This is a genomic window from Pseudaeromonas sp. HNCC25DJ182, from assembly GCF_055413365.1.
Map to the genome: position 1 here is coordinate 24,882 of NZ_JBVAYG010000012.1, position 19,923 is coordinate 44,804.

16 protein-coding genes and 5 tRNA genes are annotated in these 19,923 nt (G+C 55.1%); 7 read left to right on the forward strand and 14 right to left on the reverse strand.

What is annotated here, in order from left to right:
* Position 1 precedes the first annotated feature (1 nt).
* From ACZYUB_RS10830 to ACZYUB_RS10855, 6 genes are all read right to left on the reverse strand, one after another.
* A complete protein-coding gene (locus tag ACZYUB_RS10830; protein WP_463947819.1) occupies positions 2-1,885 on the reverse strand; it encodes an EAL domain-containing protein in 1,884 nt (627 codons plus the stop codon).
* 305 nt (positions 1,886-2,190) lie between these two features.
* A tRNA-Asn gene (locus ACZYUB_RS10835) sits at positions 2,191-2,266 on the reverse strand.
* Positions 2,267-2,275: 9 nt separating this feature from the next.
* Positions 2,276-2,351 (reverse strand) — tRNA-Asn (locus ACZYUB_RS10840).
* 8 nt (positions 2,352-2,359) lie between these two features.
* A tRNA-Asn gene (locus ACZYUB_RS10845) sits at positions 2,360-2,435 on the reverse strand.
* A gap of 9 nt (positions 2,436-2,444) precedes the next feature.
* Positions 2,445-2,520, reverse strand: a tRNA-Asn gene (locus tag ACZYUB_RS10850).
* Positions 2,521-3,113: 593 nt separating this feature from the next.
* Positions 3,114-3,189, reverse strand: a tRNA-Asn gene (locus ACZYUB_RS10855).
* Between the two features lie 184 nt (positions 3,190-3,373).
* On the opposite strand from ACZYUB_RS10855, the gene ACZYUB_RS10860 reads away from it, so the two are divergent.
* Positions 3,374-4,714, forward strand: a complete 1,341-nt coding sequence (locus ACZYUB_RS10860; protein WP_463947820.1) for an MATE family efflux transporter — start codon at positions 3,374-3,376, stop codon at positions 4,712-4,714.
* Positions 4,711-6,720: an excinuclease ABC subunit UvrB gene (gene uvrB / locus ACZYUB_RS10865; protein ID WP_463947822.1), complete on the forward strand. Its 2,010-nt coding sequence runs from the start codon at positions 4,711-4,713 to the stop codon at positions 6,718-6,720. The genes ACZYUB_RS10860 and uvrB overlap by 4 nt, the downstream gene beginning before the upstream one ends.
* Before the next feature lie 105 nt (positions 6,721-6,825).
* Here the strand turns inward: uvrB and ACZYUB_RS10870 are convergent, their stop codons facing one another.
* Together ACZYUB_RS10870 and nrdG are read right to left on the reverse strand one after the other, a co-directional pair.
* Positions 6,826-7,128, reverse strand: a complete 303-nt coding sequence (locus tag ACZYUB_RS10870; protein ID WP_463947824.1) for an HlyU family transcriptional regulator — start codon at positions 7,126-7,128, stop codon at positions 6,826-6,828.
* On the reverse strand, positions 7,122-7,649 hold the full coding sequence (nrdG, locus tag ACZYUB_RS10875; protein ID WP_463947826.1) for an anaerobic ribonucleoside-triphosphate reductase-activating protein: 528 nt from the start codon (positions 7,647-7,649) through the stop codon (positions 7,122-7,124). Before nrdG ends, ACZYUB_RS10870 begins: the two co-directional genes overlap by 7 nt.
* Positions 7,650-7,847: 198 nt before the next feature.
* Here nrdG and ACZYUB_RS10880 point away from each other — a divergent pair, with 198 nt between their 5' ends.
* Positions 7,848-8,195: a DUF805 domain-containing protein gene (locus ACZYUB_RS10880; RefSeq protein WP_463947827.1), complete on the forward strand. Its 348-nt coding sequence runs from the start codon at positions 7,848-7,850 to the stop codon at positions 8,193-8,195.
* 76 nt (positions 8,196-8,271) lie between these two features.
* Here the strand turns inward: ACZYUB_RS10880 and nrdD are convergent, their stop codons facing one another.
* Positions 8,272-10,389 carry an anaerobic ribonucleoside-triphosphate reductase gene (nrdD, locus tag ACZYUB_RS10885; protein WP_463947829.1) on the reverse strand — a complete coding sequence of 706 codons (2,118 nt, stop codon included), beginning with the start codon at positions 10,387-10,389 and terminating at the stop codon, positions 8,272-8,274.
* Positions 10,390-10,917: 528 nt separating this feature from the next.
* Between nrdD and ACZYUB_RS10890 the strand changes: the two genes are divergently transcribed.
* Positions 10,918-11,706 (forward strand): lysozyme inhibitor LprI family protein, encoded by a 789-nt coding sequence (locus tag ACZYUB_RS10890; RefSeq protein ID WP_463947831.1) that lies wholly within the window; start codon positions 10,918-10,920, stop codon positions 11,704-11,706.
* Between the two features lie 76 nt (positions 11,707-11,782).
* On the opposite strand, the gene ACZYUB_RS10895 is transcribed toward ACZYUB_RS10890, so the two are convergent.
* Positions 11,783-13,696: an LTA synthase family protein gene (locus tag ACZYUB_RS10895; protein ID WP_463947833.1), complete on the reverse strand. Its 1,914-nt coding sequence runs from the start codon at positions 13,694-13,696 to the stop codon at positions 11,783-11,785.
* Between the two features lie 206 nt (positions 13,697-13,902).
* Positions 13,903-14,793 carry a DMT family transporter gene (locus ACZYUB_RS10900; protein ID WP_463947835.1) on the reverse strand — a complete coding sequence of 297 codons (891 nt, stop codon included), beginning with the start codon at positions 14,791-14,793 and terminating at the stop codon, positions 13,903-13,905.
* 92 nt (positions 14,794-14,885) lie between these two features.
* On the opposite strand from ACZYUB_RS10900, the gene ACZYUB_RS10905 reads away from it, so the two are divergent.
* Positions 14,886-15,746: an AraC family transcriptional regulator gene (locus ACZYUB_RS10905; RefSeq protein ID WP_463947836.1), complete on the forward strand. Its 861-nt coding sequence runs from the start codon at positions 14,886-14,888 to the stop codon at positions 15,744-15,746.
* A gap of 119 nt (positions 15,747-15,865) precedes the next feature.
* On the opposite strand, the gene ACZYUB_RS10910 is transcribed toward ACZYUB_RS10905, so the two are convergent.
* On the reverse strand, positions 15,866-16,153 hold the full coding sequence (locus ACZYUB_RS10910; protein ID WP_463947838.1) for a DUF3144 domain-containing protein: 288 nt from the start codon (positions 16,151-16,153) through the stop codon (positions 15,866-15,868).
* 270 nt (positions 16,154-16,423) lie between these two features.
* Between ACZYUB_RS10910 and ACZYUB_RS10915 the strand changes: the two genes are divergently transcribed.
* Complete coding sequence (locus ACZYUB_RS10915) at positions 16,424-17,029, forward strand: hypothetical protein (RefSeq protein WP_463947839.1); 606 nt, start codon at positions 16,424-16,426, stop codon at positions 17,027-17,029.
* 183 nt (positions 17,030-17,212) lie between these two features.
* Here the strand turns inward: ACZYUB_RS10915 and ACZYUB_RS10920 are convergent, their stop codons facing one another.
* Positions 17,213-17,863, reverse strand: a complete 651-nt coding sequence (locus tag ACZYUB_RS10920; protein WP_463947841.1) for a DsbA family protein — start codon at positions 17,861-17,863, stop codon at positions 17,213-17,215.
* Positions 17,864-17,930: 67 nt separating this feature from the next.
* The gene (locus tag ACZYUB_RS10925) at positions 17,931-18,791 is read right to left on the reverse strand and encodes an MBL fold metallo-hydrolase (RefSeq protein WP_463947958.1); all 861 of its coding nucleotides are present in this window, start codon (positions 18,789-18,791) and stop codon (positions 17,931-17,933) included.
* A 127-nt stretch (positions 18,792-18,918) separates the two neighbouring features.
* Here ACZYUB_RS10925 and ACZYUB_RS10930 point away from each other — a divergent pair, with 127 nt between their 5' ends.
* Positions 18,919-19,815, forward strand: coding sequence for a LysR family transcriptional regulator (locus tag ACZYUB_RS10930; RefSeq protein ID WP_463947843.1), 897 nt, complete (start codon positions 18,919-18,921; stop codon positions 19,813-19,815).
* Positions 19,816-19,923: the final 108 nt, after the last annotated feature.

Below are 19,923 nucleotides of genomic sequence, written 5' to 3' on the forward strand. Positions count from 1 at the left end.
CTTACGCTATGGGCTCTATGCTGTAGCCTTGGGTTAGCGGGGTTGGCCGGGCAATCAGGTACCCCTGGATCGCATCGATATACATGGTTTCCAGCAACTGTTTCTGTGCGATATTTTCAACTCCTTCGGCGATCACCACACATCCCAAGCGGTGGGATACCTCGACGATCATGCGGATAAATTGTTGACTGGTATGTTCTCGCTCCAGCACGTTGATCAGACTCGGATCCAGCTTGATGTAGTCAGGTTTAAGCTCGCGGTAGAGACGGAACGACCCCAGGCCCTTACCAAATTTCGAGATACTAGAGCGGCTACCGACCCGACGCAGCATCTCGAACAGCCGGGTACTGGCGGCTAGGTTACAATCCAGCAAATCCTCATCCACTTCAAACACCAGATTGGCTGCCACACCGCTCTCGCGTAGCAGTTGGCGCTCCAACCAGATCAGGAATGCCGTATTCATCAGGGCATTGGCCGACAAGTTGATACCCCAACGCTGGTTGGCAAAGTTTTGTTGGCTATGCTGCTGCATGATCAGCTCGATGATTTGTTGTTCCAGCCGGATGAGCAAGTCATGGCGTTGAGCCATGGCGAGCAGGGTTTCTGTCGGCATCACCTGGCCATTTTCGCCCACGAAACGGGCAAATATTTCGGTATAGGTGCGGATCGAGATATTCATGCTCTGGATTGGTTGTTGCATCAATAAGATAGCCTTACGGGCTATAACATCGGCGATCACCTGTTTCCAATAGCTCTCGCCTTGCAGGTAATCCTCACTGTCTTTTTCTTGCAGGTACCAACCATTGGTTATACTGGTCTGCGCCTTGGCCAGCGCCAGATCACTACGGCCCAGGATCTGCTCGGGCTCTTGTCCCGGTTTCAACAGAGTGAGTCCGGTATAGGCCACGCTTTCCAGTTGGTTATCTTGTTGATATTGATCAAACGCTACTTTCAGTTCTCCGCCCAGTAACGTTGCCTGATTGCTATTGCCGACCTTGAGCAACACGCCAAAGTCACTGCCACCCATCCGGTAGACGCGGGCATTCGCTAGTCGCTTGGCGCTCTTGTTGATCAGATTGGCAACGTCGATCAGGTATTTATCGCCAGCCACGAAGCCTCGCTGCTGGTTGATGGTTGCTAGCTCGGTGGCTCTAACTATGGCCAGCAGTGAAAAAGAAACCTGCTCTTCATCATGCAGTATCTCGGTCAGATCTTGGCGAAAGCTGGTTCTATTCAATAGATTGGTCAATGGATCCTGGTTGACGCGCAACTCTAGTGCCAAGGCATGTTGCTCTGCTTCTGCCAACTGCAGTTCCAACTGCTGGCGCATGCTATGTATGGCTTCCGAGACTTGATGCATCATGCCGTCGGGAAATGAGTGTGACTGTTGAATCTCGTCCAGTAGCTCGTGTTGGAGGGCCTGTACCATCTTCTTCTGTAATGCCAGCATGCCGCCGATGGCCAGAATGACGGTCAGTAAGGCCAGAACACTTTGTATGGCCAATACCGGAACGAGTTGGACATGCTGGAGATGGTAAATCGCCTTCTGCCCGGGGAGTGGTAGGGCAACTTCCCCTATTAAGGCCGGATAGATCAGCTCCAGCAACCCTGTCGTGGCCTCCGAGGTTTGCATCAGCGTGCGCTGGCTACTTTGTTCATAAATGGTAATGGCGGAGAGATCGAGCTTATTTTGGATGTCGCTCAGCAATTGCGGGGTGAGGTTCGAGTTCGCTAACTCGGCCTGTAACAGGGTTGCCATGTGCTGATTGCTCTGCTGCAACTGCTGGCTTTGCAGCAGATAGATGGCTGCGCCATTGAGCAACAACAAGCTAGCCATGAGCAACAAGGCCTTCTGCTTGAGCGTGGTCATCGGATTGCGCATCATGCTTCCATCCCTATCCAAAAGAAACTGTTACGGCTTGCCGGTACTGAATCATCCATAGCCAGTTGGTTATCTTGATCCTGACGCTACTAGATAATATCCATGTCTACTTATTAAGCAAAGACGATAAGCAAAGAGAGTGCCATTTCGCTCATGTGCTACGGGTTCACTTCGTGAACTCGCACCGGATGTGCAACATCCATTCTGTGTCTTATTTGAATCCAGAATAGCAAATTGGTTGCAAAATGATGGGAATCAGAACGACAGAAACACAAAGGGACACATGATTGTGTCCCTTTGTGTTGAATTGGCTCCTCCTGCTGGACTTGAACCAGCGACATACGGATTAACAGTCCGCCGTTCTACCGACTGAACTAAGGAGGAATTGAAATTTGGCTCCCTCGACTGGACTTGAACCAGTGACATACGGATTAACAGTCCGCCGTTCTACCGACTGAACTACGAGGGAATTGAAACTGGCTCCTCCTGCTGGACTTGAACCAGCGACATACGGATTAACAGTCCGCCGTTCTACCGACTGAACTAAGGAGGAATTGAAATTTGGCTCCCTCGACTGGACTTGAACCAGTGACATACGGATTAACAGTCCGCCGTTCTACCGACTGAACTACGAGGGAACAGAGTCTCTTCGAGACGCCGCGCATGTTACTGATTGGCCTGGAGACTGTCAACCGCTGCGCCGCTTATTTGGGGAAAAACGACCTGTTCGGTGAAATGCTGCACAACGGCGTATTATTCTTAATCAACAGGCGGTTACTCCGTTCATGTCTGTGCGAAAAATCGTGCGCTGAAGGGTGGGACGGGCGGCCTCATTTCTTGCTCCTGGCTTGCAGAGGGTGGGCTGATTCAGAGAGCTTCAAATGGTGAAATCCTCTACTGGTCAGGTGTCTGAATTTATGCACAGCATGCGGAAGTCGCGTGGTATCTGGCTTGGCGCAAGTTATCCACGGTTTCTGTGGATAACCATGTGAGTTAAAGTTTCAAACCTTGCTGTAACCCGCATGTCATAAGGCTTTGCGCGAGTTCAATAGAAAAGAGTTGAAATAATTTAGTTGAATTAAATCAGTTGGTTACCGTTTGTGGTGTTTTGTGCTGAAGTCGCGACAAGTTGAAAAATTTCAGGTAAGTGAACACTACGCCAATTGTGCATTGTTTTGGCGCATTGTGCTCTTTTTTGGTGGATAACTGCAGGAATGGTGCCGAAATAAACTGGCTCCCTCGACTGGACTTGAACCAGTGACATACGGATTAACAGTCCGCCGTTCTACCGACTGAACTACGAGGGAATCGCTAGGCGAGGCGCACAATACTAGAGATGGACTCCATTTAGGTCAAGAGGGAAATGTGTGATGAACTGCAAACTCGGTTCGGTTTATTCAAATGCTCGATATGGCTAAAGGATCATTTTGCTTGGCTGTTTACCCATCGAATTGCAGGTTAGAATAGTGAAAAATCGCTGGAATTGAGCTTTTGAACGTCGACTTGCTGTCTGGCCCTATTCGTCCGCAACTTATTCGCATGACTCTGACCTTGATGGTCGGCATGTTGACCATGATGAGCTTTAATTTGCTCGATACCTGGTTTATCGCTCAGTTGGGAACCCGTGCACTGGCGGCGATCAGTTTCACTTTTCCGATCACCTTTTCGCTGATTAGCCTGACGATTGGCATGGGGGTTGGCACCAGTGCCATTCTGGGGCGTTACTTGGGGCAGGGGCGCGAGGAAGAGGCCAAGCGCAAGGCTCTGAGTGCCATTCTCTTTGCGTTTGGCTTCATGGTCGTCGGCGGTGGAGCTGGCTTGCTATGGAGTGAGCCGCTGTTTGTTGCCATGGGCGCCGATGCGGAAGCCTTGCCGCTGATCCTCTCGTATATGCACATCTGGTTTGCCGGTTGTGGTCTATTGGCGGTATCCATGGTCGGGAACGCGATTTTTCGAGCGTTTGGCAACACTCGAATTCCCAGTGGCATCATGGTTGCCGCCAGTGTGGTCAATGCGGTGCTGGATCCGGTGCTGATTTTCGGGGTGGGGCCAGTGCCTGCGCTAGGGATCCAGGGGGCTGCCATTGCCAGTCTGCTCTCCTGGGCGTGCGGCTGCGGTTTGATGCTGTGGATGTTGTGGTTTCGTCATCGCCTGCTGTCATGGCGGCAGTTCTATCGTTATGGCTTATCCGATGGTCGCGAAATATTACGTATCGCCATGCCCGCAGCGCTGGCCAATATGTTAACGCCGCTTGCTACCGTATTGCTGACCGCATTTGTGGCGCGCTACGGTCAGGAGGCAGTCGCGGCGTATGGGGTTGGTAGTCGGCTCGAATCCGTGGCTTGCCTGTTTGTTCTGAGTCTGTCTATGAGCTTACCCCCCGTTATCAGCCAGAACAGCGGTGCTCGCCAGTTGGCCCGAGTCGCGGAGGCCTATCGCAGTGCCTTGCAGATGGTCTTAATGATTCAACTGGTGATTTACCTGTTGCTGCTGGCCGGATCGCCCTGGATTGCCACTGCGTTTAGTGATCAGGCCGAGGTGCAGCGTCTGTTATTGCATTATTTGTGGATCCTGCCCTTAGGGTACGGGCTGCAAGGGGTGATCATCCTGACCAGCTCCTCCTTGAATGCCTTGCATCAGCCGCGACTAGCCTTTGGTTTGAGTCTGCTGCGCTTTTTTGTGCTGTTTGTCCCGCTTTCGTGTCTGCTGGGATATGGTTTCGGACTGTTCGGGATGTTTATCGGAGGCGTTGTCGCCAACCTGCTCGGTGCCTGTCTGGCCTATCTGTGGTTCAATAGCACGCTGCGTCGCCTGACCTTGGAGCCCGTATGAGTAAAGCATTTCAACTGGAGAGCCAGTTTGAGCCCGCCGGCGATCAGCCCCAGGCGATCGCCCAATTGATTGATGGCATAGAATCCGGCCTGGCTCATCAGACCCTGCTCGGGGTAACCGGTTCGGGCAAGACTTTCACCATGGCCAATGTGATCGCCCATTGCAATCGACCCACTATGATCATGGCGCATAACAAGACCTTGGCCGCCCAGTTGTATGGTGAGATGCGCGAGTTCTTCCCGCACAATGCGGTGGAGTATTTTGTCTCCTATTACGACTACTACCAGCCCGAGGCCTACGTGCCGTCGACCGATACCTTTATCGAGAAGGATTCGGCAATCAATGATCACATCGAGCAGATGCGCTTGTCGGCCACCAAGGCGCTGATGGAGCGACGAGACGTGATCATAGTGGCATCCGTCTCGGCCATTTATGGTCTGGGGGATCCGCAAGCTTATCTGAGCATGATGTTGCATCTGCGTCAGGGCGATATCATCAACCAGCGCGAGATTTTGCGCCGCCTGGCCGAATTGCAGTACAGCCGGAATGATGCCGCGTTTGCGCGGGCCACGTTCCGGGTGCGAGGGGAAGTGATTGATATTTTCCCCGCCGAGTCGGACAAGCTGGCGTTGCGGGTCGAGTTGTTCGATGAAGAAGTAGAGCGTCTATCGCTGTTTGATCCCTTGACCGGCGCGGTGGAAAAGCAGGTTCCTCGCTATACCATCTTCCCGAAGAGTCACTATGTGACGCCACGGGATACCATCCTCAACGCCATTGAACAGATCAAGGTGGAACTTGGCGAGCGCCGTCAGCATCTGCTCTCGGTGAACAAGCTGCTCGAAGAGCAACGCATCACGCAACGCACCCAGTTTGATATCGAGATGATGCAGGAGCTGGGTTATTGCTCGGGCATCGAAAACTACTCCCGCTACCTCTCGGGACGGGCGCCCGGTGAGCCGCCGCCCACGCTATTCGATTACCTGCCGGCAGATGGTTTGCTGATCATCGATGAATCTCACGTCACCGTGTCGCAGATTGGCGCCATGTACAAGGGCGATCGCTCACGCAAGGAGACATTGGTCGAGTATGGCTTCCGGCTGCCTTCGGCACTGGATAACCGACCGTTGAAATTTGATGAATTCGAGGCATTGCAGCCTCAAACCATCTTTGTTTCTGCGACACCCGCCAACTATGAGTTGGAAAAATCCAGCGGCCAGGTGGTCGAGCAGGTGGTGCGGCCGACCGGTCTGCTGGATCCGGTGATTGAAGTGCGTCCGGTAGCCAGCCAGGTGGATGATGTACTGTCGGAGATCCGGATCCGCGCCAAGCTCGATGAGCGAGTGCTGATCACCACACTCACCAAACGGATGGCGGAAGATCTGACTGAGTATCTAGACGAGCACGGAGTGCGGGTCCGTTATCTGCATTCGGATGTGGATACCGTCGAACGGGTGGAGATTATCCGCGACTTGCGACTGGGCAAGTTCGATGTGCTGGTCGGGATCAACCTGCTACGGGAAGGGCTGGATATGCCGGAGGTGTCGCTGGTGGCCATTCTCGACGCCGACAAGGAAGGATTCCTGCGTTCGACCCGCTCCCTGATCCAGACCATAGGACGCGCCGCCCGAAATCTGAATGGTAAGGCGATCCTGTATGCCGATCGCATCACCGACTCCATGCGCGCGGCGATTGGCGAAACCGAGCGTCGGCGTATCAAACAGCAAGAATTCAATACCGAACATGGCATAGTCCCTACTGGTTTGAAGAAAAAAATTGTCGATATCATGCAGGTCAGTGGTAGCGGCCCGAGTGATGAGCGGCAGGTGCGGCAAGTGGCGGAGTCCGAGGCTTTCTATCATCCGGAGAGCCCGGAAAAAATGGCCAAACGTATCAAGCAACTCGAAGGGCAGATGTATGAACATGCCCGTAATCTGGAGTTTGAGCAGGCCGCGGCCCTGCGGGATCAAATCCAGCTGCTGCATGAACAGCTGTTTCGTGAGCAGTGATGCACCAAGGGGATGAGCGGGAGGCTCTATGCCAACGGCCGAGCAATCCGGCCGTTGGGGTTTGATGGGACAATAGGTCTTGCTCGCACCGTCATATGATGTGGTTTAGCGGAATATATCGCCTTGGGTATGCAGGATAAAGTTCTTGGCTTTTTCCACCATCAGCCGACAGGCTTCTTCCTTGTCGCTGATAATATCCGAGCGAATAAACAGATGAGTCTGCAACTCGCCGTCGATCTGCTTGCAGATACGTCCGGCCAAGCGGTATTGGCTTCCTTCCGGTTGTGGCTCGGGATAGATCAGAAACCCTTCATGTTCAATCGGTTCCACTTCATTCCTGGATTGGCGCGCGATTGGATCCGGACTCTGGTTTGAACCAAACAGGCGACGCAGGAGTTGGCTTAACATGCTATATCTCCGCAAGGGGTTAGGGATGGCGTAGCGGGGTGCCACCAAGCCTGACTCCGATCAAAATGGTGAATGTTCTGGTTGCTGCTACCGTGCCAGACCAGTGCCGGATCCGCCAGCTCTTTGATAAATTTGCCATCGATCAGGGTATCCACCAGATCGACCACGGCTTGCTGATCGGCCGTCAGCTCGGCGAGCGTATAACCCGTCCAGCACCAGATATCCTTACCCGGACACTCCTGCCGCACCCGGGTGATCAGCGCCAGTACTGCCGATAGATTGGCCGGATGCAGGGGATCTCCACCAGAGAGACTCAAGCCTCGGCGCTTGATGTGCGGGTTGTTCAGATCGCTGATGATCCGATCACTCATCGCCGCGGTGAACGGATGCCCCGAGTCCAGTCGCCAGGTGGACTGGTTGTAACAGCCCTTGCATTGATGGACGCAGCCGGAAACAAACAGCGTGCAGCGGGTGCCGGGGCCGTTGACCACATCAATCGGGTAATACTGGTGATAATTCATGACAAACTCTCGATGTATCGAAATCGATGCCAAGTGATGACGTGCCATTCTAGCATGGCTGGGCTCACAACTTCAGTGGCGTCAAATGGAATTGGTTGTTACAGCTTGTTACCATGTCCGTGATCTTGGTACCAGAATGCCGGATCATGGAGTGGCCGTTAAGCCACAACACATAATCAAAAAAGGAATGCTAAAGGAATGAACTGGTATATCGAAGTCTTGAAAAAATATGTCACCTTCAGTGGCCGTGCCCGTCGCACTGAATACTGGATGTTCTTGTTGTTCAGCGTGATCGCCTCCATCGTGTTGGGTGTTGTGGATGGGGTCATAGATACCGCTCCGTTGCTGGGTGCCCTGTATTCCCTGGGCGTGCTGCTGCCGAGTCTGGCGGTTAGCGTGCGTCGTCTGCACGACACCGACCGCTCTGGCTGGTGGTTGCTGCTGGGACTGATCCCGCTGGTTGGGCCGATCGTGCTGCTGGTGTTTTTCTGCTTCGAAGGGACTCGCGAAGAGAACCGTTTCGGGGCCGATCCGAAAGCTGCCTGATAGCCATTGAGTGATCATAACAAGGGCGCCGTTGGGCGCCCTTGTTGTCTTCGATACCGCGAGTCCCATCCAGGAATTACAGATGCTTCACTCGGCGCTTGACCTCTTCTTGCTTGCCGCTGTTAAACGGCCGAGCATCCGGACTGCCGAGATAACCGCATACCCGACGGGTCACCGATACCTTGGTGGAGTCATGGTTGCCACATTTCGGGCAGGTGAAGCCCTTGCTGGTGCACTCGAACTCACCGGTAAAACCACACTCGTAGCATTCGTCGATGGGGGTGTTAGTGCCGTAATAGGGGACCTTGTTGTAGCTGTAGTCCCAGACGTTTTCCAAGGCTTCCAGATTGTGCTGGATATTCGGATATTCGCCGTAGCAGATGAAACCACCACTGGCTAGAGGCGGGTAGGCCATCTCGAAATCCAGCTTGGCATAAGGGTCTACCTTCTTCTCGACATCCAGATGGAAGCTGTTGGTGTAGTAGCCTTTGTCGGTGACACCATCCACCAGTCCGAACTCGCGGGTGTCCAGTTTGCAGAAGCGGGTACAGAGGTTTTCGCTGGGCGTGCTGTACAGACTGAAACCATAACCGGTTTCCGCTTTCCAGGCTTCGACCGCATCACGCAGGGTCTGAACAATCTGGATACCCTTCTGGCGCAAGGTGGCATCATCAAACAGGTGCTTGTTGTGGCCATACAGGGCATTGATGGTTTCGTGAATGCCGATGAAACCCAGTGAAATCGAGGCTCGGCCGTGCTTGAAGATCTCGCTGACGTTGTCATCGGCCTGTAAACGAACGCCACAAGCACCTTCCATATACAGGATAGGGGCGACTCGGGCTTTGACACCTTCCAGCCGCTCGATGCGGGCCATCAGAGCTTTTCTCGCCAACCGTAGGCGACTATCCAGCAGATCGAAGAAGTGGGCTTCATCGCGAGCTTCCAGCGCAATCCGTGGCAGGTTCAGACTCACTACGCCGAGGTTGTTGCGCCCCTCATGGATCATCTCGCCATTCTCTTCATAGACGCCGAGGAAGCTACGGCAACCCATAGGTGTCTTGAAGGAGCCGGTGACCTTGACCACCTGATCGTAGTTGAGGATATCCGGATACATACGCTTGGAGGCACACTCCAGCGCCAGTCGCTTGATATCGTAATTCGGGTCGCCCAGCTTGTGGTTCAGACCATCCTTGATGGCAAAGACCAGTTTGGGGAACACAGCCGTTTTCTTGTTTTTACCCAGCCCGGAGATCCGGTTCTTGAGGATGGACTCCTGAATCAAGCGGGATTCCCAGCTGGTTCCCAAGCCGAAGCCGAAGGTCACAAAAGGGGTCTGACCGTTCGCGGTGTGCAGGGTATTGACCTCATATTCCAGCGACTGGAAGGCGTCGTAGCACTCCTTTTCGGTACGCGAACGGGCAAAACCTTCGACATCCGGGATTTGCCACTCTTGCGCTACTTCCTTGTGTTTTTCATAGCTGATAGTGACATACGGGGCCAGCACTTCATCGATACGATTGATGGTGGTGCCGCCGTAGATGTGGCTGGCGACCTGGGCGATGATCTGGGCTGTCACGGCAGTTGCCGTGCTGATCGACTTGGGTGTATCGATCTCGGCATTCCCCATCTTGAAGCCATGGGTCAGCATGCCATGCAAGTCGATCAGCATGCAGTTGAACATGGGGAAGAAGGGTGAGTAGTCCAGATCGTGGAAGTGCAGCTCTCCACGCTCGTGGGCTTGCACCACATCCCGCGGCAGCATGTACTGCTTGGCATAGTGCTTGGCGACGATCCCGGCCAGCAGATCGCGTTGGGTCGGAATCACCTTGCTGTCTTTGTTGGCATTCTCGTTGAGCAGATCGGCATTACTCTGCTCGATGAGGCCACGGATCTCCTGGCTCAGACGCCCCTGCTTTTCTCGGGCCATGTCGCGGTCGTGGCGATACTCGATATAGGCACGCGCCATCTCTTTGTGTTCACCTGCCATCAGCAGGTTTTCCACCATGTTCTGGATATCGTGAATCGCGACTTCGTCTTTGTCGGCCAGCTGCCGGGCTACCTGTTCGGCGATGCCGGCACAATAGGCCAAATCCTTGACGCCGACTGCTTCGGCAGACTTGGCGACTGCTTCAATAATGCGCATGCCATTGAAGGGCACACGGCAGCCATCCCGCTTGATGATAACCGGTTTCACGATATCGCTCCTGATTTCGAAAGATCCATATTGCTGATGGCCTGCCAGGGATCGACTGGCTGGTCCTTATGCAGCAAAACACCGGGAACAGCGCTGGATCCCGCATGGTGACTGCATTCCCGTGATGGTCTGTACTTGTGAGTGGAACACTATATATAGATGCCAAATCTATAACGGCACCAAGATGTGGGTATTTAACCGCAAAGCGCCTCACCGTTTTATTGATCTGGCGCAGAGAATTGGGGGGATGGATTAATCCGCCAGCAAGATTGCGATCGAAGCCGAAAAATGATGAAAATTCGCTGGAATCCAGATGCATCCTTGTTGCATTGGCATGTTGTTCTCCCGAAAAAATGAGGGGATGGAATTGCGGTTTACTGTGCAGGGCCTTGATGCGCGTGAAGGCTTTGCCATGGTTGGCTGCTTCCGTGTACTCTAGCGCCCGTTACGCTGGATTTCGGCCTTGATATTGCTGTTGTTCTTGATGTTCAGGATTTGAATCGTATTTCCCTTGGTAAGGAGTTACCCATGAGTTTCCGCGCTTTGATCGGGTTCCGGTGGTTACTGGCCGGTTTCGGTGGTCTGGTTGCGACCAGCTGTCTGGCGGCCGATACGCTACCGATGGCTCAGAGTGCATCGGCTGCCGCCAGTGGTGTGACGTCTGGGGCTGTAGCCACTGTCAGCGCTGCTGTCGCCACCCAGGCTCTTGGTGATCAGGCGATCCCCCTGACAGAGGCGCAATTACCCAAAGGATTAACGGGTGATGAACGTAAAGTTCAGGATTCGGCCCGTAACCGTATGCTGCGGGAAAAATGTAAGGCTATCCCTAAGGATACCTTCGAGAAATACCAGTGCGAGCGCCCGGTACAAGTCGATTTGATCGAGCAGTTGGATAAATTGCTCGCTGAGGTGACTCCTCTACAGCCGGCATGGCCGGGGGTGGATGTTGCGGCGGAGCAGGCCCAATGGGTGACGCGCCGGGATGCCTGTCGTCAGGACCGGGATATCAAGATGTGTCTGGAGTTTGTCTATCTGGAGCGCATTGCCCAGTTACAGGCCCAGTTCGAGCGGGTGCCGACCGAGGGGCCCATCTCATATCAATGCGATGGCTTGGCGCAGCCCCTGGTGGCGACCTTTTACTCCACCGAGCCGCCCTTACTGGTGGTGCAACAGGGCGATACCAGAATGCTGACCTGGATGCGGCCTACCAGCGGCGGAGTCAATTTCGAGGGGAACGGGGTTAATTTTCATGAGTTCAAAGGCGGAGCCGATTGGACGCAAGGAGATAAACAGTACCGTTGCCAACAGCAACCCTGAGTCGTGATCCAGTGATCTGAGGCATAAAAAAACCGGAGCTTGTCTCCGGTTTTTTTATGCTCGTCTGCGGCCAGACTCAGGTGCGGATCTTCATCTGTCCGGTGGTAAACAGCTGGCTGGCAATCTCGTACCAGGCGATAGCATCGTGCTGCTGTCGGGATTCATCGATGGCGGGAGCTTGATCCACGACAGCGGAGGTCACAGGCTTTTTCTTCGGATTCAGGATGCTTAAATGCTCCTGCTTCAGATAACCAAGTCCTTGATAGGTCGCAAGAAATGCTCGTTCGGGGCCTTTGGGGGTAGCAAACACATCTTGTCCCAGAAATTGCGAGCTGTAGTTGAAATTCAGCAGCCCTAATAAAGTTGGTGCTACATCGATCTGGCTGCTGAGTCGCGCCACCTGCTGTGGGGCTATATGGCTTGGCGACCAGATGATCATCGGAATATGGTACCCCTCTACCGGGATTGCCGTCTTGCCGGCGCTGGAGGCGCAGTGATCGGCCACGATCACAAACAGGGTGTCCTTGGCCCACGGATGTTGCTGGGCGCGGCGCAGGAAGTCGCCGATGGCCCAGTCGGTGTACTTGACCGCACTCTCCCGACTGCCTTGGGGACGGTCGATGCGATTCTCCGGGAAGGTGTAGGGTCTGTGGTTGCTGGTGGTCATCAAGTGCGCGAAAAATGGACGTCCCAGCTGTGTTTCCTTGTCAAATTCCCGCAGTGCCATGCTGTAGAGGTCTTCATCGGCAACCCCCCAGATATTCTCCTGGGTGATCTGATCCTTGTTCAGTGCCGTCCGGTCCAGCACCTGGTAGCCATTGCCGCTGAAATAGCTGTTCATATTGTCAAAGGTGCCATAGCCGCCATACAGGAAGTGGGTCTGGTAGCCCTTGCTGCGAAACACGGATCCCAAGGTGAACAGATTCTCGTTGTTCGGACGACGGACTATGGATTGCCCCGGAGTTGGCGGTACCGCCAGGGAGAGCGCCTCCAGGCCACGAACCGTACGGTTGCCGGTGGCATAGAGCTGGGTAAACAGCATGCCCTGGCTGGCCAGCTTGTCGAGTTCAGGCGTCAGATTCTGGGTGTTGCCGAAGCTGCCCAGATACTTGGCCGACAGACTCTCGACGGTGATCAGCACGACGTTCAGCCGTTTCTCGGTGCCGCGATGACGGATGAGCCGGCGCATATCCAGCGGATTGTTGCTGACGAAGGTGGCATCCGGGGTCGCGAGTTGCTCACGCACTCGCTGCGCAGCCTCATTCACCGGCAGTGTGGCGTAGAAACGCTGGAAGTCGAGTTGATTATTGCGAAAGGCTCCAAACAGGCTGAACAGGCCATTGCCAGCCAGCTCATTGGCATACTGATTATGGCGCTGGTTGATATCCTGGGCATTGAGACCAACGCTGACCAGCAGGGTTACCAGCGCAGAGCTGAGTAACACTGGCCAGCGCCTATTGTGGTCGAGCAGATGCAGGACTGGACGCGGTAGCCACTGTGTGGCCACAGGATGGTTGGAGAGGGAAACCCACACCAGTGCGACTCCGGCACATAGTGAAAGCCAGAGACCTATGGGGTAGGACTGCTGGATATTGCCGATCACTTCATGGGTATACACCAGATAATCGACGGCGATGAAATTAAAGCGGCTGTCAAATTCTTCCCAGAACACCCACTCGCTGGCTACCTGGAATAGCAGGGCAAAAATGGTCACCAAACGGACTCCCCAGCCGGCGATACGCCAAACCGGGTGGTGCCGCCATCTCAACGGCATCAGGCTCAGCCAGAGCACAAAAGGCAGGATCAGATAGCAGAAACTGGCTATATCAAACAGGAGCCCGGTGCTGTAGGCAAACAGCAGGTCGGTCAATGACAGGGCACCTTTATGCCAACTCATCCAGGTCAGTCCCAGACGGCTAACCAGATTCAGAAGCAGATAACTGGCGGCAAACCAGTAGATAAAGGCATAACGGCGTGGGGAATTGGGCACAAACTGCTCCGACCATGAAATCCAATGAAACAGGATTATCAACAGGCAAGCTTAAGGGGGCCTTAAGCTCGCGGACTGTGCATGGTGGGATGAGAATAACTTGCTCTAAAAACCAGTGGTTATTCCCTTGAATTCACGGGTTATTGGTTCGAGAAATGATTCTTTAGAGTGAGAGTTTTTGAAATATTTGGTTATTTATCAGTTTGTTACATTGCTGTGGCGGGTGTGCGGCCTGGCAACGGCTGACGCCAGAACTGGCAGAGCAAGACGCCGAGCAGCGTCAGTCCGCCCCCCCAGAGATGGAAGCTATGGAGTCGTTCTCCCAGCCAACCGACCGCAATCAGCGCGGTGAACACGGGTAGTAAATTCATGAAAATGGCGGTGCGATTGGCGCCCAGCAAGCGCACTCCCTGCAGCCAGAACAAGGTGCCCAGCAGTGAGGCCGGAAGTGCAGCGTACAGCACCAGCGGCAGGTTATCCCGGCTCAGTAACAGGTTGTCGGAACGCAAGAAGTCGGGGAGTAACCACAGCAGGGCGCAGCTCATTTGCAGGTAGATAAACTGCCAACCGGTGAAGGGTAATTGCCAGCGCTTGAGTAAGACGCCATACAGGGCGTAGGAAAGCACCGCTACTAGCATCAGCAGATCGCCACTGCTGATCCCTTGTTGCAGCAAGCGCTCCGGCGAGCCTTCACTGACCAGACCGAGTAAACCGGAAAACGACAGCACTGAGCCACAGAGGATACCCAGTGTTGGTGTCTCCTTGAGCAAGAACAGGCTGAGAACTACGGTAAACAGCGGGATCAGGGCATTGTGGATGCCGATATTGACGGCGCTGATGCTCTGGGCCGCGTAGTAACCCAGACTCTGGTTCAGCATCATACCCAGGCAGGCCAGCAGCATGAATTTCTTCATATAGGGGCGGATCTGTTGCCGCTGTTGCCATAACGGACGCAGCATAAAGGGCGTCAGAAGTATCCAGGCGATGAACCAGCGATAAAAGGCAATGGCTCCTGGCTCAATGTTGCCTGCAGCGAGCTTGCTGACAATCGCGTTGCCGCTCCAGATTAATACGGCCAGCAAGGGGTACCAGAACATAGTGTGACTCCAGACAATGATGTGGCGCGATTCTACGCTGTCCTATTTTCTGCATATAATGATAACCCGCCAACTCATTGCCATATTCAGACATGCTGAAGTCACCCCGGATCCCCCCATCATCATCGAGCCCTGCATCACCTGCTGCCCCTCGCCAACGGCGTCATACCGAGCCCTCGATCAGCTCGGCGCCGCGAACCATTCGCTTTTGCGAGGCTCACCTGGCGGCAATGACCGATCTGGAAGAGGAGTGGCACGAATGGGGGCAGTTGGCTTTTATCCGCAGCGGTCTGATGGAGCTCTCCATCGCCGGGGAGAGCTTTATTGCCCCGCCGCGATTCGGGGTCTGGATCCCGCCACGGGCACGACATCGCAGCTACAACCACAAGGCCATCGATTTCGGGACTATCAATGTGGCCAGCGAGCTCTGCCAAGGGTTGCCGACTTCCCCCTGTGTGCTGGATTTATCCCCGTTATTGCTGGCGATTATCGACCATTTCCACCAGCACCAGTTGCTGGAGCCGGAAACCCCGGCGGATCAGCGGCTGGGGTTGGTTCTCATCGATCAGCTGGTGGCTTCGCCGCGACAATTGCGCTATCTGCCGATGACCGAGGATCGATTGCTGGCGCCTGTGCTTCGGGCGCTGGAGATGCAACCTGCGGATAATCGTTCCTTGGCGCAGTGGGCCAGGATAGTACACAGTACCGAGCGGACACTGTCGCGGCGTTGTAGTCTGTTGCTGGGGATGTCGTTTAGTGAATGGCGGCAACGGCTGCGCTTTATTCATGCCTTGTCACTGTTGGAACGCGAAATGAGCATCAAGGAGATCGCACTGGAGCTGGGGTATAGCTCACCATCAGCCTTTATCACCATGTTTCAGTCGTTGGCTGGCGTGACCCCGGATCGTTATCGCAAGCGGGACATGGGGCTGTCGCTAACCGATGGGGAGTAAGCGTGGATGGCTATTGGCGCAGGCGACATCCTGAAGGGGCTATTGCGAAGGGGGTAGAGTGCCAGAGGCTGGCGCAGATAGGGATCCTGCTCCAGCCACGGCACCATGGGTGACGGATCTCAGGCGTTGTATTCGTCAAAGTTCTCGATGTAGTCGTCGAGATTATCCATCAGTAGTTGCTGATACTGCTCGGTGAAGTAGGCCACCGCATCCTCTTTGCCGCTTTGAATATCCGCGGCGCTGCGGGCGGTAGAGGCAATCAGAAAGGCATTGAAGCGAGCGGTGGCATACAGCAAGGAGGCGCTGACATCATCACTGCTCTCGGCTTTCTCGCATTGTTCATTGGCCAGGTTGATGATCTCGTCAGCCCGTTGCCAGAAGGCATCATCCAGTGCTTCAGTACTCATAAGGTTCTCCTGCTGGGGTCCAGCATCTAGTTTCTAGTTCAGTGGCTTGCCCGACAGAGCATCGGTCAAGCGGAGCTGGCTATTAAAGCAATCGCCATTCACTTCGCCAAGCCGATTTTCATCGGCAGGCCATTTTCATCGTCCTGGCGGCCGAGCGCGTCTGGTGGTAAATGGTCTCTCAGCTGTCTATGCTCTTCATGCGACACCCATTTATATTCCATCTGACCATAGTCTTCCGCTCTGGTCGCGTACGGCAAAAGGATTTCAGTGATGATGACAATGACAAAGATGACTCTGCTGGCTGCCATGATAGCAGGGATTGTTGGCTGCTCAGCCAAACCGGACGAACCTCTGGATGCCAAGGTCAATACCGAGGTGACCCAGGTGAAGGGTACTCCGGGCGGTATAGTGACTCAGACCCAGGTGTTGACGGCTTCGGTGGTCGAGATTGATCGGGATAAACGCGAATTTGTGCTCCAGGATGAGGCGGGCCATCGCCGTCATGTCATAGCGCCGCCTGAAATGGTGAACTTTCCACAACTAGCGGTTGGCGATACGGTCAAGGCGACCCTGATGGTCGAAACCGTGGCCTACCTGCACGATGCGGATACGGCCAAGACCGACAGTGAGACGTTTCTGGCTGCCGCCGCAGATGAGGGGGAAAAACCCGGCATGCTGGTTGCCGGACGAACCCAGGTCACGGCTCGAGTCACCGCTATTGATATTCTGGCGCGCACGGCGAGTCTGCAGTTTGAAGATGGTTCCACGCGGGTAGTTCCAGCCCGCGATGATGTGGTTTTGACTCATGACCTGATTGGCAAACAAGTGGTGATCATCATGACCACTGCGGTAGCTGCCGAGGTGATTAAACTTTAGGTAGGATCGGAGCCCGCCGTTGGCGGGCTCCGTATGAAGGAGCTCCTGTGTCGTCATCCGACGACAGAGATGGTAGTGGCGTGTCTCTTCTGCTTCCGTCCTGATAGGGGCTATCTCGCTCTCTTCAGTAGTGTCATCGTCTGTCGCTTGGTGAATCTGCATCCACTCCTGTTGATTGACTCGCTACTCGGCGTGCGACAGGGCCTGCCACTGACTCAGCAGATACTGGCAAAAGCCATCGGGATTGCCGAAAAAGTCGGAGATTGCCAGCGGTATCAGTCGACCGGATAGCTCAAGCCCCAGAGTCGGATATCCCCGCGCCCCCAGCCGTTGCAACCACTGCTGACTCGTCGCCAGATGATTGGCCAGTGCGACCGCTTGATAGCCTTGCTCGAAGTTCTGTCTCTCTATGCCCTGCTCGGCGGCCAGCAACCCAAGCGGGTGCAGATCCCCGATCCAGTTGCCATCGCGATAATGGCTCTGCTGGATACGAGCGAGCATCTGCAGGCCATCCCCACCGGATGCCACCACCGCCAGAATGGCGCGGATCGGCGGCTCCGAGTCCAGTTGACGATCCGGGGTGAGCAGCAACTCGTGGAAGTAGCGATCACCAAATGGCTGAGCCGTAAGCGCCTGGATCCGCTGGTCATGGGGGCGCACGTAATCGCGCAGGGCCTTGCCCATCGCGGGGCGATTGGTGCCCATCCAGAGTCCACCGGCGTGGAGCTCGATGGCTATGCCTGTAAGCTGGCGGGCTGCCGCCAACAGTGGCGCGGCGCCGTAGCACCAGCCGCAGAGAGGGTCATAAATGTAATGCAAGATCGCCTGGTTCATATGGGCCTCGGATAGTCAGGGAGAGGAGATCGGGTCCGCAGACCCGGTGGATAGTGTTGTTACCGGATCACCACTTCATCTCGCCGGTATTGACCTTGGCGCTGATGGCCATGCCGTCATCGACGGGCAGTGCGGGGTAGGCGGCTTTGAGCTTCTCGATCAGCTCGCCCGAACTCTTGCTCTGGCTCAGCGCCTGTTCGTAGAACCTCAGGTAGTCGTGGGTAAAGGTGACGGCCGCGGTACCTTGCGGCTCTGTACCCAGAAAATGCCCAGGCACCACACGCTGAGGATGCAAGGCGGCAAGTCGCTCCAGTGCCGTCGACCACTCCAATCGTGCGGCCGGAGTCTGGCTGTCCGCAGTCCACAGATGTTGTCCGGCACTCACCAGGACGCCCCCGAGAGCGGTTCGGATAGCGGGGGCCCACAGGTAAGCCTGATGGGTATCCCGCTCACGGATCTCGAGAGTTTCACCTTCCAGCGTCAGACTGTTGCTGCTGAGCAGGGTAGGAATTATCACCGTCTTGGGCGCATGCGCGCCGAGGATCGGCCCCCAGTAGGCCAGCTTGGCATCTTTGGTGTGCTGGATATGGTCGATAACCTGCTGGGTTGCCACGATCTTGGCCTGCGGAAATGCGGCCTGGATGGGCTCCAGACCAAAATAGAAGTCCGGATCGCCACCACTGATAAACACTGTGGTCAGCCTCTTGCCACTGCGCTGGATCAGATCCACGAGCGCCTTGCCATCCGCCACGCTGAATTGGGCATCGATCAGAATGGCCTCTTTTTCGCCACTCACCAGTGAGGAGGAGACCGGGAAGATGGCGTTTTCGCCCGGGTTATAAACCGTCACGGTGAGGGGGGCCGCCAGGCCGTGGCCTGTCGTCAGGCTGGAGATCAGTGCCAGGCTGCTCAGGCTCAGGGTATTCAAGGTGTTACTCATCTTCTGCTTCCTTTTCATCTGTGCCGGTAGTGGCGATGAGGGAAGTTTATTGGATCAATTCGATAGCATATACGGCATAATTGAGACATGACTGTTGCATATATCGAGCAAATAAATGGATCGATTAACCGCCCTGCGGGTGTTTGTGGCGATTGTAGAGCGCGGTAGTCTCAGCGCTGGTGCCGAACAGTTGGAGATGTCCCGGGCCATGGCCTCGCGCTATCTGGCCGAGCTGGAAACCTGGATGGGGGCGCGATTGCTGCATCGCACCACCCGGCGCCAGAGCCTTACCGTGCAAGGGGAGGAAGCGCTGCAAAAAGCCCGGGCCATGTTGGCGCTGGGTGAAGAGATGGAGCAGTTGGCGAGCTTGCAACAGGAGGCTCCGCGCGGGCAGCTGCGACTGACCTGTAGCTATTCCTTGGCGGACGCCTTTCTGGTCGCGGCAGCCAATGACTATTTACGCCGCTGGCCGGGAACTGCCATCGATATTCTGCTGGTGGATCGAACCGTAAATCTGATCGAGGAGCGAATCGATCTGGCGCTGCGCATCAGTAACGAACTGGATCCCAATCTGGTGGCCCGACGGTTGGGGACCTGTCGCTCCGTGGTCTGTGCAACCCCCGCTTATCTCGAGCGTTTTGGTACCCCGCAGCAGGTGCAGGATTTGGCGCACCATAACTGTTTGACCTACAGCTATTTCGGCAAGAGCCTGTGGACTTTCGAGGGGCCCTTGGGGCCCGAATCGGTGCCGGTGAGTGGCAATTTCAGCGGCAATATCTCCAATCTGCTGCTCAGTGCCACCTTGCAGGATTGCGGGATCAGTTTGCAGCCGCGTTACTCAGTGGCGTCATTGCTGGAACGAGGTGAACTGGTTGCGCTGTTACCGGCGTGGGAGCCGCAAACTATGGGCATCCACGGGGTGTATGCCACCCGAAAACAGATGTCGCCGCTGCTGCGCAGCTTTCTGGATTTCTTGCTGGCCCGTATGGCGCAGGATCCGCTCTGGCAGTAATTCGGCCCGCTTTTCGTCCAGAATCCAGTCCTCTTGGTTTCCAACAGGTCATTGGGACAGAGCCCTGAAAAAGGGCCCATAGGGCCCTTCTACGTGGGGAGTGCTGTG

Coding starts and splice junctions, on each gene's coding strand:
- ACZYUB_RS10915 (WP_463947839.1), top strand. CDS start 16,424: ATGATGACAATGACAAAGATGACTCTGCTGGCTGCCATGATAGCAGGG.
- uvrB (WP_463947822.1), top strand. CDS start 4,711: ATGAGTAAAGCATTTCAACTGGAGAGCCAGTTTGAGCCCGCCGGCGAT.
- ACZYUB_RS10905 (WP_463947836.1), top strand. CDS start 14,886: ATGCTGAAGTCACCCCGGATCCCCCCATCATCATCGAGCCCTGCATCA.
- ACZYUB_RS10880 (WP_463947827.1), top strand. CDS start 7,848: ATGAACTGGTATATCGAAGTCTTGAAAAAATATGTCACCTTCAGTGGC.
- ACZYUB_RS10930 (WP_463947843.1), top strand. CDS start 18,919: ATGGATCGATTAACCGCCCTGCGGGTGTTTGTGGCGATTGTAGAGCGC.
- ACZYUB_RS10830 (WP_463947819.1), bottom strand. CDS start 1,885: ATGATGCGCAATCCGATGACCACGCTCAAGCAGAAGGCCTTGTTGCTC.
- ACZYUB_RS10890 (WP_463947831.1), top strand. CDS start 10,918: ATGAGTTTCCGCGCTTTGATCGGGTTCCGGTGGTTACTGGCCGGTTTC.
- ACZYUB_RS10920 (WP_463947841.1), bottom strand. CDS start 17,863: ATGAACCAGGCGATCTTGCATTACATTTATGACCCTCTCTGCGGCTGG.
- ACZYUB_RS10900 (WP_463947835.1), bottom strand. CDS start 14,793: ATGTTCTGGTACCCCTTGCTGGCCGTATTAATCTGGAGCGGCAACGCG.
- nrdG (WP_463947826.1), bottom strand. CDS start 7,649: ATGAATTATCACCAGTATTACCCGATTGATGTGGTCAACGGCCCCGGC.
- ACZYUB_RS10910 (WP_463947838.1), bottom strand. CDS start 16,153: ATGAGTACTGAAGCACTGGATGATGCCTTCTGGCAACGGGCTGACGAG.
- ACZYUB_RS10870 (WP_463947824.1), bottom strand. CDS start 7,128: ATGTTAAGCCAACTCCTGCGTCGCCTGTTTGGTTCAAACCAGAGTCCG.